This is a genomic window from Streptomyces natalensis ATCC 27448 (assembly GCF_000935125.1).
In the GTDB taxonomy this organism is placed as follows: Bacteria; Actinomycetota; Actinomycetes; order Streptomycetales; family Streptomycetaceae; genus Streptomyces; species Streptomyces natalensis.
In genome coordinates this window covers 67,014-83,555 of the sequence record NZ_JRKI01000012.1, presented here as the reverse complement: position 1 = coordinate 83,555, position 16,542 = coordinate 67,014, and the positions used below count along the sequence as shown (strand labels likewise).

At 68.9% G+C, this 16,542-nt stretch carries 18 protein-coding genes and 1 pseudogene; 10 read left to right on the top strand and 9 right to left on the bottom strand.

Annotation, left to right across the window (positions count from 1 at the left end; genetic code table 11):
• Positions 1-66: 66 nt before the first annotated feature.
• Positions 67-726 (bottom strand): hypothetical protein, encoded by a 660-nt coding sequence (locus SNA_RS10235; RefSeq protein WP_030073220.1) that lies wholly within the window; start codon positions 724-726, stop codon positions 67-69.
• 128 nt (positions 727-854) lie between these two features.
• Between SNA_RS10235 and SNA_RS10230 the strand changes: the two genes are divergently transcribed.
• The 3 genes from SNA_RS10230 (at position 855) to SNA_RS10220 (ending at position 2,292) form a co-directional block, all read left to right on the top strand.
• Positions 855-1,286: an Hsp20/alpha crystallin family protein gene (locus SNA_RS10230; protein ID WP_030073222.1), complete on the top strand. Its 432-nt coding sequence runs from the start codon at positions 855-857 to the stop codon at positions 1,284-1,286.
• 95 nt (positions 1,287-1,381) lie between these two features.
• The gene (locus SNA_RS10225; protein ID WP_044364427.1) at positions 1,382-1,777 is read left to right on the top strand and encodes a DUF2267 domain-containing protein; all 396 of its coding nucleotides are present in this window, start codon (positions 1,382-1,384) and stop codon (positions 1,775-1,777) included.
• Positions 1,778-1,857: 80 nt separating this feature from the next.
• Positions 1,858-2,292 carry a DUF2267 domain-containing protein gene (locus SNA_RS10220; protein WP_104531948.1) on the top strand — a complete coding sequence of 145 codons (435 nt, stop codon included), beginning with the start codon at positions 1,858-1,860 and terminating at the stop codon, positions 2,290-2,292.
• Between the two features lie 446 nt (positions 2,293-2,738).
• Here SNA_RS10220 and SNA_RS10215 read toward each other — a convergent pair whose 3' ends face one another.
• The 8 genes and pseudogenes from SNA_RS10215 to SNA_RS38230 all read right to left on the bottom strand — a co-directional run bounded on the left by SNA_RS10215 (position 2,739) and on the right by SNA_RS38230 (position 9,251).
• Positions 2,739-3,371 (bottom strand): LysE family transporter, encoded by a 633-nt coding sequence (locus SNA_RS10215; protein WP_030063775.1) that lies wholly within the window; start codon positions 3,369-3,371, stop codon positions 2,739-2,741.
• Positions 3,372-3,697: 326 nt separating this feature from the next.
• Positions 3,698-4,444 (bottom strand): phosphotransferase family protein, encoded by a 747-nt coding sequence (locus SNA_RS10210; protein WP_044364392.1) that lies wholly within the window; start codon positions 4,442-4,444, stop codon positions 3,698-3,700.
• A 238-nt stretch (positions 4,445-4,682) separates the two neighbouring features.
• Positions 4,683-4,893, bottom strand: a pseudogene (locus SNA_RS10205) (IS1380 family transposase); the annotation flags it as partial.
• Between the two features lie 177 nt (positions 4,894-5,070).
• The gene (locus SNA_RS10200; protein ID WP_051877120.1) at positions 5,071-6,066 is read right to left on the bottom strand and encodes a thymidylate synthase; all 996 of its coding nucleotides are present in this window, start codon (positions 6,064-6,066) and stop codon (positions 5,071-5,073) included.
• A gap of 9 nt (positions 6,067-6,075) precedes the next feature.
• A complete protein-coding gene (locus SNA_RS10195) occupies positions 6,076-7,323 on the bottom strand; it encodes an MFS transporter (protein ID WP_030063772.1) in 1,248 nt (415 codons plus the stop codon).
• 8 nt (positions 7,324-7,331) lie between these two features.
• Positions 7,332-7,904 (bottom strand): GNAT family N-acetyltransferase, encoded by a 573-nt coding sequence (locus SNA_RS38235; protein WP_051877119.1) that lies wholly within the window; start codon positions 7,902-7,904, stop codon positions 7,332-7,334.
• A 32-nt stretch (positions 7,905-7,936) separates the two neighbouring features.
• Complete coding sequence (locus tag SNA_RS10185; protein WP_198535015.1) at positions 7,937-8,638, bottom strand: aspartyl/asparaginyl beta-hydroxylase domain-containing protein; 702 nt, start codon at positions 8,636-8,638, stop codon at positions 7,937-7,939.
• A 55-nt stretch (positions 8,639-8,693) separates the two neighbouring features.
• Positions 8,694-9,251, bottom strand: a complete 558-nt coding sequence (locus SNA_RS38230) for a TIR domain-containing protein (RefSeq protein WP_051877118.1) — start codon at positions 9,249-9,251, stop codon at positions 8,694-8,696.
• 528 nt (positions 9,252-9,779) lie between these two features.
• Here SNA_RS38230 and SNA_RS10175 point away from each other — a divergent pair.
• Genes SNA_RS10175 through SNA_RS10145 form a run of 7 tightly spaced genes read left to right on the top strand, consistent with a single transcriptional unit; the run spans position 9,780 to position 16,537 of the window.
• Positions 9,780-10,754 (top strand): radical SAM protein, encoded by a 975-nt coding sequence (locus SNA_RS10175; protein ID WP_157879883.1) that lies wholly within the window; start codon positions 9,780-9,782, stop codon positions 10,752-10,754.
• A complete protein-coding gene (locus tag SNA_RS10170; RefSeq protein WP_051877117.1) occupies positions 10,751-11,983 on the top strand; it encodes a DegT/DnrJ/EryC1/StrS family aminotransferase in 1,233 nt (410 codons plus the stop codon). Before SNA_RS10175 ends, SNA_RS10170 begins: the two co-directional genes overlap by 4 nt.
• Positions 11,980-13,014: a class I SAM-dependent methyltransferase gene (locus SNA_RS10165; protein WP_030063766.1), complete on the top strand. Its 1,035-nt coding sequence runs from the start codon at positions 11,980-11,982 to the stop codon at positions 13,012-13,014. Before SNA_RS10170 ends, SNA_RS10165 begins: the two co-directional genes overlap by 4 nt.
• A gap of 2 nt (positions 13,015-13,016) precedes the next feature.
• Positions 13,017-14,261, top strand: a complete 1,245-nt coding sequence (locus SNA_RS10160) for a hydroxymethylcytosylglucuronate/cytosylglucuronate synthase (RefSeq protein WP_157879882.1) — start codon at positions 13,017-13,019, stop codon at positions 14,259-14,261.
• On the top strand, positions 14,258-14,929 hold the full coding sequence (locus SNA_RS38225; protein WP_051877115.1) for a histidine phosphatase family protein: 672 nt from the start codon (positions 14,258-14,260) through the stop codon (positions 14,927-14,929). The genes SNA_RS10160 and SNA_RS38225 overlap by 4 nt, the downstream gene beginning before the upstream one ends.
• Before the next feature lie 19 nt (positions 14,930-14,948).
• On the top strand, positions 14,949-15,470 hold the full coding sequence (locus SNA_RS10150; protein WP_030063763.1) for an AAA family ATPase: 522 nt from the start codon (positions 14,949-14,951) through the stop codon (positions 15,468-15,470).
• Positions 15,471-15,490: 20 nt separating this feature from the next.
• Positions 15,491-16,537 carry a GNAT family N-acetyltransferase gene (locus SNA_RS10145; protein WP_044364390.1) on the top strand — a complete coding sequence of 349 codons (1,047 nt, stop codon included), beginning with the start codon at positions 15,491-15,493 and terminating at the stop codon, positions 16,535-16,537.
• The last annotated feature ends 5 nt before the right edge of the window (positions 16,538-16,542 follow it).

Below are 16,542 nucleotides of genomic sequence, written 5' to 3'. Positions count from 1 at the left end.
GGGGGGGGGGGGGGGGCAACTCCTGCTGCTCGCCCTTGAGCGCCGTCATGCGGCGCTGTGCATCGGTCAGTCGGGGGCAGTGGCTGCGGCCGTGGCGGAGTTGGTGAGGCTGTCGAGTCGGGCGGCGATGTCGGGGTGGGCGGCGGTCAGGTGGGGGCGGGTGGTGTTCAGGGGGCGGACAAGGGCGGCGGGGTCGTCCTGGGCGAGAGCCGCATCGAGTTGGCTGAGCGGGAGGTGGGCGGCGGTGGGGAGGTCGGTGAGGGCGGTGATCTGGCCGGCGATGCGGCGCAGGTCGGCGGCGTTGTGGCGGGCCCAGGTGGCGATGGTGCGGTCGGCGGCGCGGCGTTCGCGGGTGGCCTGGACGCGTTGTTCGCCGGTGGTTCCGGCGGGGCCGGGCCGGTTGCGCAGGTAGCGCCGTTCGGCGGCCTGGCGGCTGGCGACGCCGAGGGGGTGGGCGAGGTCGGCCCAGCTGGCGCCTGCGTGGCGGGCTGTTTCGATCAGGTCGGTTTCCCATCCGGCGAGCTGCTCGCGCACCTGTCGCAGCAGCAGGAGGGAGGCCAGCGCCTGCTCCGGGCCGGCGCCCTCGCCGCCGGGGGTGCCGGGGGCCTCGTGCTGGGCGGCGCGCAGGGCGCTGTTGATGGTTTCCAGTGCCGCCGCGGCAGCGAGGAACGAAGCCGGGCTCTGGGCATCGGTGCTGGAAGAGGCGGGCTGGTCGGCTGCTGCCATGGGCGCCTCCTTCAAGATTGTCATCGTTTCGACGACGCCATGTTTGTCATCCATTGGATGACATGTTACAACAGTTTCAGTGAGGCGCATTGGCAGCTACTGCCCGAACCTTCTGGAGGTGTTTCGCGATGTTGATGCGCACTGACCCCTTCCGTGAACTCGACCGGCTGACTCAGCAGCTGATGAGCCCGGGCACCTGGTCGCGGCCGTCCGCGATGGCGATGGACGCCTACCGCGAGGGTGACGAATACGTGGTGGCCTTCGACCTCCCCGGCGTCAGCGCGGAGGCGATCGACATCGACGTCGAGCGGAACATGTTGACCGTCAGGGCCGAGCGCCGGCCCGTGACAAAGGCCGACGACGTACAGATGGAACTGTCGGAGCGGCCGCTGGGCGTTTTCTCCCGCCAGATCGTGCTGGCCGACACGCTGGACACCGAGCACATCAAGGCCGACTACGACGCCGGGGTGCTCACCTTGCGCATCCCGATCGCCGAGCGCGCCAAGCCCCGCAAGATCGCCGTTGGTGGGGAATCCTCCCGCAGGGAGATCTCCGGCTGAGCCGGGAAACCGGGCCGGTCAGTGGCGGAGGACGGGCACCTGATCTCCCGCTCACCCGTCCTCCGCACCGGTACTGAAGAAGGGTGGCGGTCGACGTGACCCTGCGATGGGAAGCGTTCCTCGACCATGTGAAGGAACGCGGCGAGTACGGGAGCCGGCAGGAAGCAGAACGGGCGGCCCGTGTGGTGCTCGCCCTGCTGGGCGCGCACCTGGTCGGCGAGGTACGTGCCCAGCTGGCGGCGCGCCTGCCGGAAGACTTCGCCCTGATCCTGCTCAACCCGCTGCAGAGCGCCGAGCCGCTGCCACCGGAGCGGTTCGTGCGGGCGACGGCGGCCTGGATCGAGGGAGCCACTGAGCGGACCGCGGCCTGGGACGTCAGCGCCGTCCTGAGCACGGTCGCCGACGCTGTCGGCGACGCCCTGCTCCAGCAGATCCTGCTCCAGCTCCCCACGGGCTACGACTTGCTCTTCGGCCGCCCCCAGCCCACCTGAGCACCCACACACCTGGTGTCCGCACACCCCGCCGGGCACCGGCACACGACCTCGACGGCAGAAAGGCAACCACCGCAGTGATGCCCGACCGGCCCGCACCGCTCCAGCACCTGCCCCAGATGACGTTCGACCAGATGCTGGAGAAGGTCCGTTACGACGGCGCCTACCCCACCCGGGAACGGGCCGAGGAAGCCGTCCGCCTGGTCCTTTCGGGACTTGGACGCCAGCTGACGGGCGATGAACGCGTCGAACTGGCCGCCCGCCTGCCCCTGGAAGCCGCACGCCTCCTGACCGAACAGATCCCCGACACCGAGCCCCTGACGGGCTGGGCGTTCGTCAAAGACCTTGCGGCCCGGACCGGCACCACCGTGGCCGTCACCCGCTGGGACACCGGCTCCGTCCTGGCCACCGTCGCAGCCCTGGCCGGCCCCGAACTGCTCACCCGCATCCTGCACCAGCTCCCCTCCGGCTACGCGCTCTTGTTCGGCCGCGCCGAACTCACCCAAGCCGCCTGAAGAGCTGTGCGACACCCGCACATGTCCGGGTAGCGCGAGGGAAGGCCCAGCGGCCGAGTCAATCTGCCGCCCACGCTGACAGGCATCGGCATCAGTGGGCGCGAGAGCGGCCCCGGTCCCGGCAGGACCGTGGTGGGCGCTGGGCTTGGCCTTGAAGGGGAGCAGGTCCCGGCCGCCTGGCCGGGGCCTGCGGCGTGACGCCTCCCGCACCGTCCGCCACGTCACGCCGCGCTTGCACTCAAGCTCCCGTATGGAATGCCGCCGCGATGGTCACGCCGGATCGCCGCGTACAGCTCGACGTTCGACATCCGCGGCATGACCAGCACCTTTCACCAAGAGCATCCCGATGCTGTCCTGGCATGAGACCCGATGCCTCCCAAACTCAGGTTCTGGCTCAACTCTTGTGAGGCGTGCACGTTGAGTGATCGCTCCACAGCCGGACCTGGTCATGGCGCTGAGATGAGCAGATGAGCGGCGAGTGTGGTGATCAGGGCGCTGGAGGCTATCGCGGTGACGAGCCGCCCGCGGCTGCTGGCCAAAGTTCGGCCGAGCAGTGCTCCGCCGCCAGCGAGAAGCAGCTGCCAGCTGGCGGATGCTGCGAAGGCCGCGAAGACGAACAGGGCCTGTTCGAGGTGGCCTGGAGCCGCTGTGGTCTGACTGCCGAGCACGAGCGCCGCAAAGTAGATCACGGTCATAGGATTCGTCATCGTGATCCCCAGCAGTCTCATATAGGCCCGTACGGGCTTGAGGGGGACCTCGTCGGTCTGAGGTGTCGCCTGCCGGGTGCGGTACTGGCTGATCGACGTGACGCCGCTGCGGGCCGCCAGCGCGATGAGCACCAAGGCCGAGACCCATCGCAGGGGAACCATGATCGGTTCGATTGCAGGGATGATCGCGGAGCCTCCGAGCACGGCGATCAGCGCATAGAGGCCGTCGGCGGTTGCGACACCCAGTGCGGCACAAGCGCCAACCTTCAGAGAGGTTCGGGCTGTCAGAGCTACCAGGTACGTCCCCACCGCTCCCACGGGCACGGCGATGCCGTAGCCGGCGAGGAGCCCCGCGACCAGGGCGGCGATCACGAGTGCGCGAGCGTCGGCCTTCGCAGTCGGCCCAGCTGCTGCTGGACGCGCACCGATCGGCCGGTGGATGCCAGAGGCAGGAAGACGATAGTCGTGGTCATAGGAAGATCTTGAGGAGATCTCGGCTGTCCGGACAACTCATTTTTGAGAGTGCGATTGTTGGGAGGCTGGCTCTGTTGATCACCGCAATCTCTGGAGCCGACAGGAACAGCAACTCCTCCGTCCGGAGCGAGACCTCGTTCACGGCGCAGAACTGTCAGCCACACCGGGAGATGGCCTGATCGATGCGGTCAGTACGCGCTCGTAGCAGTGGGGCCCGCGCAGCCTCACATCCGGGATCTCAGCACGTCGACCTCACAGCCCGGCGCGAACGGGTCGAAGCCGTGCTCGACCAGCCAGCGAACCGCCAGCAGGCTTCGCAACGACCACCACGCGCGGATCACTTCGAGGTCGACGTCGGTGCCATAGCCGGCGACGACGTCGCCGAGGCGCTCCTCGTGTCCGAGCGTCAAGATGGCGAGGTCGAACAGGGCGTCACCCTGGCTCGCCTCGGACCAGTCGATGATGCCCGTGATTTCGTCGCCGTCGACGAACACGTGAGTGATCTGCAGGTCGCCGTGTGTGAACACCGGAGTCCACGGCCGGAGCGCGGCCTCGGCGACCTGGCGGTTGCGGGTGACCAGGTCGGCGGGCAGGACGCCGTTCGTCACGAGCCGCTCGCACTCGCCGTCGAGATCCGCCGCCAACTCGTCGAGGCCCCGGCCGCCCCGGCCGGGCCAGGGCGGCAACGGCGCGTCGTGCAACTTCCGGATGGCGGCACCCGCCGCGGCCCACGCCGCCGACGATGCGGTCGACGGCTCGCCGAGGCGGCCGAGCGCCGTCCCCGGGACCGCGGCGATCGCGAGCACGGGCGGCTTGCGCCACAGGACCTCCGGGGTCGGGACCGGCGCCAGGGCCATCGCCTCGACCTCGACGGCGATGCGCGCCTGATCGGCGTCCACCTTCAGGAACATGTCGCCGACGCGCAGGGTCGCGCGCTCGGAATGGGCGACGACGACCTTGACCTCATCCATGGCGTCCAGTATCCCGGGATGACCGTCGATGTCGCCGGGTTTATCGCGTGCGATTGCGCGGCTGACCGCGTCCCACTACCCGGTGGCCTCGTGCACGGCACCTACTGCTGACCAGGTCGAGCCCACCACTTTTGTCAGGAGTCCTAAGTGTCATAGCTGGCGACAGCGAAGGGGTGGTTCACGTCGCGCTCGGACATTCCTGCTTCCTGTTCTTGGGTCGGACAGAGGCCGAGCTATGAGGCAGGTTGCGCAGGCTGGTGGTGAGGGCGGCTCGGATGCGGCCCTCGGCCCGGGCGCGCCGGCGGTGCAGTAGCTCCAGCGCGGCGATCGAGGTGTCCTTGCTGTTGGTGGCGAAGCACGTCAGCCGCATCCCGTCGGCGTCGGTGAAGCTCAACTGGGCGCCAGGATGCCGGCGTTCCTTGCGGACGATCAACCGTGCCCTTCGGCCAGTCGTTGCGCACCGTCTCCTTCCAACTCGCGGACGCGGGTGCCCGCGCGGGAGACGGCCGTGCGGTCGAGGGCCGCGGCGAGAGATGTCGTACCGCAGCGGCCGGAACCGGTGACGAAGCCGCGCGGCGGGAGACCCTGGTGACCGGCCACTCGCTCTCCTCCTCTCCGTCCGCGGGTCAGATCGCCGCGATGAGACGGGCGACCTCAGGAGTGACCGCGGGGCTGTGGACGACGGTCCCGGCATCGCCGAGTTTGCGGTAGGCGAAGGTGGTGAGGCAGGCCCTGGCGACCTCGGTGAAGCCGAAGGACGCTTTCGTGGCGGCGAAGCGGTCCACGGCCGCGCTGTCACCCGCTTCGACCGCCGTACGCAGTCCCCGTTCGAGGTCCACAAGTTCCCGTACGGCGGCGCGCACGTCGTCCGGGCCGCCGGGCAGGGCGGGCAGCTCCACCGGTGTCACCTGTTGTGAGATCAGTTTGCCGGCCAACTCGATCTCGTTCTCGTAGACATGGAAGGTGCCGGACTGGTGGATGTAGGGACCGCAGGCGGCATCCAGCAGGGCGGCGGCAACCTGGTGCATCACCATGAACAAGAAGGCGTCGTAGGGAAGCACGGTCAGGGCCTGCTGCGCCCGCATCACGGTGATCCAGGTGAGCGCGCCGTCTCGCAGGAAGAGCTGGACGCCGGCGGCGCAGGGGTGCTCGCGGGACTGTGTGAAGTGGTCCGCGGGATTGAGGATGACTGCGAACGTCCTGCGATGTGCCGGGTCACGCCGGATCCGCTCAATGATCGCTGCCAGCTGGTCTCCCTCCGCCGCGGCGTGCAGCCGTCGGCCGAACGCCCCGCTCAGCGTGTGCTGGTCGTCGGAGTATTCGTAGGCGCCGCGGCGGTAGTAGGCGGGTGTGCCGACATCGTCCCTGCCGTCCAGCGACCATGCCGCCAGGCCGAAGCAGTAGGGGAGATGGACCGGCAGCAGGGGCGTGAAGGCCAGGCAGGACCGTGGTGAGCCGATGCGTAAGGTGTGTGCGAGCAGCTCGCGGTAGGGCCTGTCCTGAATGCCGAAGCCGGAGGCCTTGGACAGCGGATCCTGCACGGACGGGACCTTGGCACCCTGGGACAGGATGCTCTCCAGCCCTCCGGTATAAGCCTGTGCGAACGTGTCGTAGTGGGACACTTGTGCTCCTCAGCGGTTCGAGAACTGTCGGATGGAACGGGATGTGGTGGCGCACGCCATCATCGCGAGCGCGCCCACGGCCAGCGCCGCACCGGTCGCGGGGTAGCCGCCCCAGGTCACCAGCGCTCCCACGGCCGCCGGCGCCAACGGCGTGACGGCATTGCTGAGCAGGTTCACCGCCGAGTGCACGCGGCCCTGCAACTCGTCCGGTGCGTGCGCCGTCTGATAGCCGAAGATGATGCTCTGTGTCGGCGCGATCGTCGTGGCCAGCACAAAGATCACGATCGCCACGGCCCAGGGTGCCGAGCTGACGGCGAGGACCGCGAGCATCGGGGGCCACAGCCACCCCAGGGCGACCAGCAGGGCTCCGTCGCGGTACTTCGCGCGCAGCTGCGGCACGGCCAGCGCCCCGGCGACCCCGCCGATACCGCCGCATGCCAGCAGTATCCCGATGACCGCCGGTGTGACTCCGGCCGTACGCAGACCGACGATGACCCCCAACGGCATCGCCGCGACGATGGCGTTGATGGCGCAGAGATAAGCCAGACTCGCCCGGCCCGGCCGGTCGCGCCAGACCCACCGCATGCCCTGGAACAGTTCCGACGTGACCAGCTGCACCTGGTGCTCCGCGCCGGAGAGGCGGGTGGTGATGCCCAGCACGGCGGCGAGCGACACGAGGTAGGAGCCGGTGTCGACGAGGAACGGCACCGCGGCTCCCAGCGAGAACAGAAACCCGCCGACGGGCGCGCCGGCGATCGTCGCGGCCTGGAGGTAGACCTGGTTGTGCGCGATCGCCTCGCTCAGCCGCGCGCGTGGGACGAGGTACGGGAGCACCGCGCGTTCCGCCGAGAAGAAGAACACCGAGAACGCACCTTCGAGGAAGGCCGCACCCAGGATGAGGGGATAGCCCGCCGTTGCGGTGAGGACCGCCGCGGCAAGGCCACCGGCCGTGACGGCCCGGCCGACGTCGCACCAGATCAGTACGCGCTTCCTGGAGCAGACGTCGACCACCAGTCCTGCCACCAGGCGCAGCAGCAGTCGCGACCCCGTGCTCACCAGCCCCACGAGGCCGGCCTTGAACGGGGTCCCGCCGAGTTGCAGCACGAGCAGGGGATAGGCCAGATCGCTGGCCGCCGAGCCCAGGCTGGAGACTCCCTGCCCGAACCACAGCAGCCAGAAGTCACGGCTGAACCGGGGCCGGCCCGGGCGGGCGCCGGCCCGGGCCGGGCCGGGCACCGGGACCGGGTTCTCACTCATCGCGGCGGTCAGACCTGGGAGGCGTCCGACTGCTGATCGAGCACCCGCATCCGCTCGGCGAACTCCTCGGCAAGGACGCCGTAGAGCACTGCGTCGACCGGGACGCCATTGACCAGCCGGGCCTTGCGCGCGACCCCCTCCTGGACGGCGCCGGCCGCCTGGCAGGCGGCGGCCGCGGGCAGGTTCTGCGCGAGGACCCAGGCGTAGATGCGGCGAAGTCCCATGACGTGGAAGCCGAATTCGGCCATCAGCAGCGCGGCTTCGCGGCCGAGTCCCAGCCCCCGGGTGCTGACGTCGCCGAGTGCCAGCGAGACCTCGGCCGACCTGTCCTCGGAGCCGGGATTGCGCAGCGCACCGAGCCCCAGGGCGACGCCGTCCTCGGTCGAGCACAGCATGAAGGTCGCGTCGTGGTACGAGGGCTTTCCGTGTCTGTCGATCCAGTCCCGCCAGCCGGCGCGGCCCACCGGGTAGCGGTAGCCGAACATGTCACGGAAGTACTCCTCCTGGAACCATGCATAGAGCACCTCCGCGTCCTCGGGTTCCAGAGCGCGTAAGGCGACCCGCTTTCCTGGTGTCACCACGAACTGTCCTCTCCTTGAGCCGGGCAGGGCCGCTACTTCCGTTCGAGCAACTGAGCGAAGCGCCGCTCCCAGGCGTCCTGATTTCCCTTGGCCTCCTGGACGAACCGGCTCCGAGCGATCCCCTGGATCACCAAGTTGTTGACCAGGGAGTACGGAAAGGCCATCGGCCGTACGACATCCATGAACAGCACGGCACGGTCCTCATCGGTCCCGTTCCACGCTTCATGTACGTAGGTGTCGTCGAAGAACATCCCGGTCCCCTCATTCCAATGTGCCTCTTGTCCGCCGACGCGAATACCGCAGGCGTTCTCGGGAGACGGGATCTTCAGCGCGAGGTGATAGCGGACCACACCCTTGTACGGGCCGCGGTGCGGTGGCACGTGTTTGTGGGGTCCGAGGATCGAGAAGAAGGCCGTTTTCAGACCGGGGATCCGGGCCAGCAGTTCAGCCGTCCGCGGGCACCGCTCGCAGTTGGCGTCGAACCGGAACCCGTAACCGTAGAAGAAATAGGTCTTCCATTGGTTGTCGTTGGTGATGCGGCGTTGGTCTGTGGAGATGTCCTGGAAATTGGGCAGCGCTTCGCGGTGCTCCAGCAGGGCGTCGAGTTCGGCTCTGATGTCACGCCAGTTGCCTTCGAGTCCACGGCTCCACGGGAACGCCGATTCCGAGATGAACGGGCTGTCATCGAAGTGAGAGTGGTGGACCATCTGCTTTTCGATCCACTTCACCAGCACGGGAAGAACTTTCGGCACAACCACACCCCCGAATCCGTCAGTTCGTTTGCCGGTCTCAGGTGCGTGGCATCGCGAGCTCGACCCGGCCGCCGACGGGGACGACCGGACCGAGCAACTCGGTGGTGCACCGGTTGAGTTCGTCCGGGTCGAAGCTGCCGGCCTCGACGGCGAGGTACCTGACCGGCGCAATGGTGTGCACTCCCGCGACGAGCGGCGGCACTTCCTGACCTCGTTCGATGAGGAGAATCATGGGCTTGGCCATGGCCGACATCCAGCCGATCTCCACCATCGTGCCCGGGGAGGGCGGATCACCGGGATACGCCACGAAGAGTACGGCCTTGCGCAGTGCGAGATAGTCCAGCCGGGTGCACACGTCCGGGGTCATGACCTCGGCCCCCCAGGCTTCCCGGCGATGGGCGTTGTCGACCTCGAACCCCAGCCCCGCGAAGTGATCAATAAGGGCACGGTAGTTGCTGCGGTGGCGCTCCGGAAGAAGCCCCGTCGCCGGGTCGAGCAGCCCTTTGAAGGGGCCGCCGACGAAGACCAGAGGCTTGCTCCCGCCGGGCTGTAATGGCTCGTCGGCGGGCAAGGGAAGCGATTCGGGGTGGCTCACCGGGAGGTTCCCTCCGTTGTGGAAGCTTTCGGTTGTGTGGTGGGCGCCGATTCTCCGTTGCCGCGGGTGCGTTGACGACCCCGTGCAGCACGCAGGGCGTGAGTTCTTCGGTGAATCCGACACCCGCGACAGGAATTTTTCGTTCCTATGACGGAAATTTTGCGCCCTCATTTGCCGGGACGTCACAACGTGTGAGGGGCGAGCGTCGTGGCGCCTTCCGGGGCGACGTCCCGCCTCGGGATACCCGGTGTTCTGCCCGGTGAGGAAGGGCGAATGGCGGATTCCGCATGGGCGTCCCCCGATTTTTACTCGTCATTACGGAAGATGGCGGGTCGACTGCCAGCTTCGAATGATCCGAAGTGCGTGTCAAGGTCATGACCCGGACGAGCCTGGCCAGTAAGGACGGTTGTGGGCGATTGGAAATCGATGTTAACGTCGGCCCGGTGTCTGGTCAGCAGCAGTGACCGACGACTTCGGCGACGAATTCCTTCTGCTGCTGAGAGGATCTTCGTGCCAGGGGGCCGAGACATGGATGCACCACTTCCGTTAGCCGCACCAACCTCCATGGAACTGGTCTACTTCGGGCTGTTCGACAACTGCAATGCCCGCTGCAATATGTGTGAGTGCTGGCTCGCCCCGAGGACCGGCCTGTCACTCACCCACTACCGGAATGTGCTGTCGGCGGTGCTGTCCCTGCAACCACGGGCGGTGCGCTTCACCGGCGGTGAACCACTGCTCTTCGCCGAGCTGCCGGAACTCGTGAGTCAGGCCGCTGCGGACGGCGTTCGCGTCTCCGTCATCTCCAACGGGCGCATTCTCGGCCCCGGCAAAATCCGCGCCCTGATCGATGGCGGATGCCAGGAGATGGTGCTGAGCGTCGACGCGCTGCGCGAGAAGCACGACCGGATACGAGACACCCCGGGGCTGTTCGACCGTTGCATGGAGGCCATCGGGCACCTCCGCGAAGCGAAGCTGGACTACGGCGTCAATACGGTGCTTCAGGCGCTGGGGGCGGACGACCTCGCATCGCTGGGCGAAACGCTCCGCGCGCAGCCCAACCCCCCGTCGTGGTGGCACCTCATCCCGGTCCGGGGCGACGACGCGCTCCGGCCCAGCGCCGTTCAGCGGGCGCGCATGCGGGAACTCATCCCGAGGCTGAGGGATCGGATGGCTTCGGCGGGGACCCGGATGGTCGCGGCCGATGACCCCTTTCTCGACGCCGGGCCCGCGCCCTGCACGGTGCCGGCCTTCACCTCGTATGTGCGCGGTGAGACCGGCGACATCTTCGGGTGCAACATGCTCGTCTACGCCGATCCGCCGGTCGGAAACGTCCTCCAGTGGCGTGCGCGGGACGCGTGGAACAGCCTGGACGCCCACAGCCTGCGGGCCCGCTGCGCCACCGGCACGAACAGGTCGTGCGCCCGGTGCGACCCGAGTTCCAAAGCGATGAACCATGTCCTGAGGGAATTGGCCGCTCCTGTCGCACCCGAGGAATCACTGTGACCACCAACACCAGGCCGGACTCCGGCATGCTCGCCATCAACGGTGGCCCCCCGGTCCGCGCGAGGAAGAAGGCGGCGGATCCGGTCATCGTGGAGGCCGCCAAGGAAGAGGCCCTCCGCGTCCTGGACAGCGGCCAGCTCGCCAGGTTCTACGGCGGCACGAAGGTCGCCGAATTCGAGGCGGCCTACGCCGCGTGGTTCGGCAGGCGCCATGCCGTCGCGGTCAGTTCGGGGACCGCGAGCCTGCACATCGCCTACCTTGCCGCCCGGCTGCCCGAGCACAGCGAAGTGCTGGTACCCGCCAACGCCTATGTATCGGCGCTGTCCGCGCTGATCCAGGCCGGCCTGGTCCCCGTGATCGTCGACATCGACCCGGCCCGCTGGGCGATGGATCCCGCCGACTGCGCCCGTAAGATCAGCGACCGCACGAGCGCGATCGTGCCGGTGCACATGTACGGACAGCCCTGCCCGATGACCGAACTGGCCACGCTGGCACGGCAGCACGGGCTCACCCTCATCGAGGACTGCGGCCAAGCGCACGGCGCCCTCTGGGACGGCACGAAAACCGGCACATTCGGTCTCGCCGCGGCCTTCAGTCTCTGCTGCCGCAAGCACATTGCCGTCGGCGAGGGCGGCATCGTGATCACCGACGACGAGCAGTTCGCCGACACCGCGCGGGCACTGGCGCACAAAGGCAAGGGCACCGGCTGGTTCGACTACCGGGAGATGGGCTTCAGCTACAACATGACGGAGATCCAGGCGGTGCTCGGACGCTGGCAGCTGTCCAGGCTGGACACCGAGCTGCGGACCAGGGCCGCGCTCGCCGAGCGGCTGCGCGCGGGCCTCGCCGACCTCGGACTGGAGTTCCCCGAGGTGGCTCCCGGCAGCACCCATGCGTACTTCAAACAGAACGCCCTGCTGCCGGCCCGGCTCGCCCCGCACCGAAACGCCGTCGTGGACGCCGTCCGCGCCGAGAACGTGGGCTGCGACCCCTCCCACCCGCACCTGCTCGACATCGACTGGATCCGCGAGCAGCGCCCCTCCCTCTACCGGGCGCTGCCTTCGGAACACCGTCCCGACTACGGCGCACACACCGCGCCCCTCGCACGGGACGTGCTGTCCCGGCAGATCTGCATCGAGATGGGACCGGGGCTGGACGAAGAGGACATCGACGACACGATCAAGGCCATCCGGAAGGTGGTCATCACCTTCGACCAGGAGGCCATGTGACTGTCGACGACCCCACGGCCGGCACCCCCGGTGACGACGAGGCCGCCACGGACGCCCTGCACCTCGGCCTGCGGGACGGAGAAGCCCCGCTGACGCGTGAGCAGGCGGCTGCGCTCGTCCGCGCCTCCCATCCCGCGCACTCGGACGTGCGCCCATGCGAGGCCTGTGGGTCCCCAAGCACCCGACCGGCCACCTGGCGGCGCGGCTTCCGCATCGCCGAGTGCCTGGCCTGCGGTTTCCTCTGGGTCGATCCGATGCCGACCGCACAGGACATGTGGGCCTACTACAACAAACGCATATGGAAGCCGTACCCGCCCGAGGTGATCCGGCGCAAGTACGCGCCGTCGGTGGCAGCGGTACTGGCCAACGTCCCGCCCGGCCAATCCGTCCTCGACGTCGGATGCGACCACGGGCACTTCGCGGCACTCCTGCGCGACCGCGGATACGACGCGGCCGGGGCGGACATCGACGGGCTCGCCCTGACCTACGCCACCGACCACTACGGGCTGACGGTCTACCAAGGGGACCTGCCCGACATCGACTTCGACCGCCGATTCGACGCGGTGACCATCCTCAGCTCCCTCGAACACATGGTGAACCCCTTCCACGTCGTCCGGGCGGCAGCACGGGTCCTTCGCCCCGGCGGCGTGCTGCTCATCTCGACACCGAGGGCCGACGGCCTCGTCCACGCCGTGAGCCGGACAATATTCGCCCCCGTGCTGCACACCTGGGAGTTCCTCGCACCCCCCAGCCACCTCACCTACTTCGGCCGACGCTCGCTGCGCGCCATGCTCCGTCGCGCCGGCTTCGACGCCGTCACCTTCAGCCACCAGGAACGCGACGCCGCCTACCGGGCCCGCGAACTGGCGGAGACGCTCGCGGAGTGCCCGGACGCGCCCGGCTGGGCCAGGGCCACCTATCCGCTCCTGCGCCATCTGCGGACCCCCGCCCGTCTGCTGGACCTGGGGGACATGACGCTGTGCGTCGGCCGTACGCCGGCGCCGTCCGCACCCGGCACGGAAGGTGCCTGACCATGGCCGGCAAAGACAGGCCGGTGCCGCCGACGTGGCATGACGTCCCGGCACCGGCCGGCGCCGCCCGGTCCACGGTCGTCTTCCGCGGGCACGACTTCGGCTGGGGGAGCGCCGGAAAGCTGCACGCCGTCCTGACCGAACTCACGGCCCGCACCGCACACCCACCGAGGCTCATCGGCGTCGGCACGGTGCTCGGCCGGTCCCTGCTCGCACAGCTGCCGGTGGACACGTGGTACGACCAGTGGCCGAGCACCACCGGCGAACTGCGGAACCTGCTGCGACGGCACGGGGTGACCGCCGCCCTGGTCGTACTGGACTCGGAGTTCGCCGCGGCCCTGCTCGCAGCGGGCTGCCCCACGGTATTCGTGGACAGCCTGCCCTACCTGTGGACCGGCAACGACACGATCCCCCACGACGCGACCCGCTACTGCGCCCAGCTGTGCGAGTCCCTTCCCCGGACCTGTTGGGAACCGCTGCGCAGAATAGAGCGGCTGACGTGGACCGAGGCGATCCTCAGCGCCCCGCCGCCCACCCGCCGGGCAGGCACGCCCGGCCTGGCCGTGCTCAACTTCGGCGGGCTGCATTCGCCCTTCGGTGAGGGCAGCGCCCACGCCTACCCCCGGCTGGTGGCGGAACCGGCCGTCCGGGCGCTGTCCGACGCCGGATTCCACACCGTGGAGATCTGCGGGAACGTCGACACCGCCATGCTTCCGGAGCAGGACACCACCCCGGGTGTCGCGGTGAACGCCGGTCCGCGCTCCCACGAGGAGTTCCTGGACCTGCTCGACCGGGCTCAGCTGCTGGTGACCTCGCCGGGCCTGACCACGTTGCTGGAGGCCGGCCAGCGGCGCCTGCCCACCGTCTGCCTCCCGCCGCAGAACGTCAGCCAGATCCTCAACGGGAACCGCTTCGCCGCGGCGGTCGACGCGGCCTGCCGGGTGCCGTGGCCGTCGGAGGTCCTCGACCCGCGGCAGGTCGACGCCGTACGCGCACAGGGTGAACACGCGGCCCTGACAGTCGTCTACGGGGCGATCGAGCGCGCCGCACGACAGACACACTCCTGGGTGCGGCAACGACTGCACCGGGACATCACCACCGCCATCGAGCACTCCCGTGGGGTACGGGACTGGGGCGGCCTGCTCGGCCGGACGGGCGGCCGCGGAGCACACCAGGTGGTGCAGCGCCTCACCGAAGTGCTCGCGGAGCACTCGGCTCCGGCGCCGGTGAGCCAGGGGGCCGGATGATCCTGGCCTTCCTCCGGCACACCGCGGCGATCAGCTCCTCGGAGGTCTACCTGCCCGACGACCGCCGGATTCTGACCGAGCGCGGGCGGACGCACGCCGCTGCCCTGCGCCCCGTCCTGCGCCGTTTCGCGCCCGACGCCGTCTGGTGTTCCCCGCTGCGCCGCGCGGTGGAGACCTGGACCCTCGCGGGCACCGGACTCGGCCTCGACGCCCGTCTCCACAAAGACCTGGGGGAGCGCTCGTTCCCCTCCCTGGCGGGCCTCACACTGCCGCAGATCGCGGCGCGGATCGGGCCGGCGCAGACCGCGCTGGCACGCGTCTCGACCGACCTGGTCGATCCTCCCGGGGAGGACTCGGTACGCGCGGCGAGCCGGCGCTTCGTCGCGGCGATGAGGTCGGTGGTGCGGGAGGCCGCGGCGCTCGGCGCCGAGCGGGTGCTCGTCGTCTCGCACGGCGGCCCGTCGAGCTGGTTGCTGTGCCATCTGCTCGGCGTGCCCTTGGAGCGCAACCGGGTCTTCCGACACGACCAAGGGCGCTTCCACCTGCTGGAAGTGGACGAAAACCTGACACTGACGAAGGCAATCGCCCTGAACACCGCACAGCTGCCGGAACCGAGAGGTGCTCCCGAGCCACCGGACCAGGCCACGGCACCCTTCTCATGGCATTGACGATTGGAATTGCAGCGCTATGGCACATGTGCCCGTCATCGTGATCACGGGGCCTTCCGGCACCGGCAAGACCGTCACCGGCTGGGAGATCCGCGAAATCCTGAGGGAACGCAAGGTCGCCCACGCCCTGATCGACATGGACAACATCCGCTGGTGTTACGTTCCCGACTCCCGTGACCGCTTCAACCGGACACTCGGCGCCAAGAACCTCGCAGCGGTGTGGGCCAACTTCCGCGAAGCCGGCGCCGACCGGCTGGTCCTGAGCGGAATCGTGGAAAGCCATGAGGACATCCGGCTCATCGAACAAGCGGTGCCGGGCGCCGACATCACGGTCTACCGGCTGCACGTGGACGAGGCCACGCTGGAAGGCCGTATGCGCCAAAGGGAGCGCGGCCGGGGACTCGACCGCAACCTCGCCAGGGCGAAAGAACTCACCGACATCATGGCCCGCAACGGGATCGGGGATCATCTGATCGACGCGGACCGCGAACTTGACGAGATCGCTCAGGAAATCATCGGCCTGAGCGGCTGGCTGTCCTGACGCGACCGCGGGAGCGTGCGATGAAAGTGAGCCTGCTCGTGACCGGGGAGGAGATCCTCGGACTGCTGAGCTCGTCCGAGGTGAACGACCTGTGGTCGGGCGGCGCGCACCTGCCGTACTGGCAGCCGGCCGCCCTCGCCGCGCGCATCGAAGCCGTCGGACGGCATGAGGTGGCGCTGTTGGTCATCGAAGGGGACGGCGGTATGTCCATCGGTGTTCTTCGGCATCGCCGAAACGGCGTCATCAGCACGCTCATCCCCCGCGAGCCCTTTCTGTCCAACCAGCCTTTCCGCGACGCGGACCTGCTGCGCGCGCAGCTGCTCCGGGCCGTGGAGAGAATCGGCGCCAGGGCCTTTCATCTGCACGAGACGGAACGCCACGCCCCGGTCGTCGAGTGCCTGGCCGATCAGCCGGACACCGCAGTGGTGGTACGCCTGCCGAATCCGGTCATCGACTGGCACGACAACGGCGAGGACATGCTGATCGGAGCACAACGGCATTTCGGCCGGACATTCTGGCGCCGGGTCCGGCGCTGGGACCGTGAGTTCGAGGTGACCACGGTTCGAGGCGAGGCCGCGATCGACGTGGTGGAAAACGTCGAGCGACGGTCCTGGAAAGCGCGATGGGGCACCCATCTCGACGAAGGGGAGCTGGCGTTCTACCGCGCGCTGCTGATGCGGGACGAGTGCCTGCTCACTCTCGCGACGGCCGGGGGAGAACCGGCCGCGTACTTCTTGGAAATGCGCGTCGGCGACGTGGTCTACGGCATGCAGAGTTCCTACGCCGAGACCTTCGCCAGGCGGTCTCCCGGCGCGTTCCTGACCACCATCGGCCTGCACCGCCGGTGGCACGGCAGCGGTATCGCGACGTACGACCTGCTCGGCGGCAGCGGGCCGCTCAAGGACGCCCTCGCCTCGCGCGCGATCCCGCGTGTCGATGTGGCCTGGCCGGTCTGCGCGGCGACCCGGGACCTGCTCAAGGAGCGCGTCAGGTTCGACTGCCACAGGACAGCGGCGTCGGAGCGCGGACGGGGCGCGCGCCATGTCGCCGCGACCTACGAGAGCTGAGAGGC

Excerpts from the sequence above, each read along its gene's own strand:
- SNA_RS10175 (WP_157879883.1), top strand. The coding sequence starts at position 9,780 with ATGGATGCACCACTTCCGTTAGCCGCACCAACCTCCATGGAACTGGTC.
- SNA_RS10220 (WP_104531948.1), top strand. The coding sequence starts at position 1,858 with ATGCCCGACCGGCCCGCACCGCTCCAGCACCTGCCCCAGATGACGTTC.
- SNA_RS10230 (WP_030073222.1), top strand. The coding sequence starts at position 855 with ATGTTGATGCGCACTGACCCCTTCCGTGAACTCGACCGGCTGACTCAG.
- SNA_RS10235 (WP_030073220.1), bottom strand. The coding sequence starts at position 726 with ATGGCAGCAGCCGACCAGCCCGCCTCTTCCAGCACCGATGCCCAGAGC.
- SNA_RS10160 (WP_157879882.1), top strand. The coding sequence starts at position 13,017 with ATGGCCGGCAAAGACAGGCCGGTGCCGCCGACGTGGCATGACGTCCCG.
- SNA_RS38225 (WP_051877115.1), top strand. The coding sequence starts at position 14,258 with ATGATCCTGGCCTTCCTCCGGCACACCGCGGCGATCAGCTCCTCGGAG.
- SNA_RS10195 (WP_030063772.1), bottom strand. The coding sequence starts at position 7,323 with ATGAGTGAGAACCCGGTCCCGGTGCCCGGCCCGGCCCGGGCCGGCGCC.
- SNA_RS10210 (WP_044364392.1), bottom strand. The coding sequence starts at position 4,444 with ATGGATGAGGTCAAGGTCGTCGTCGCCCATTCCGAGCGCGCGACCCTG.
- SNA_RS10150 (WP_030063763.1), top strand. The coding sequence starts at position 14,949 with ATGGCACATGTGCCCGTCATCGTGATCACGGGGCCTTCCGGCACCGGC.
- SNA_RS10145 (WP_044364390.1), top strand. The coding sequence starts at position 15,491 with ATGAAAGTGAGCCTGCTCGTGACCGGGGAGGAGATCCTCGGACTGCTG.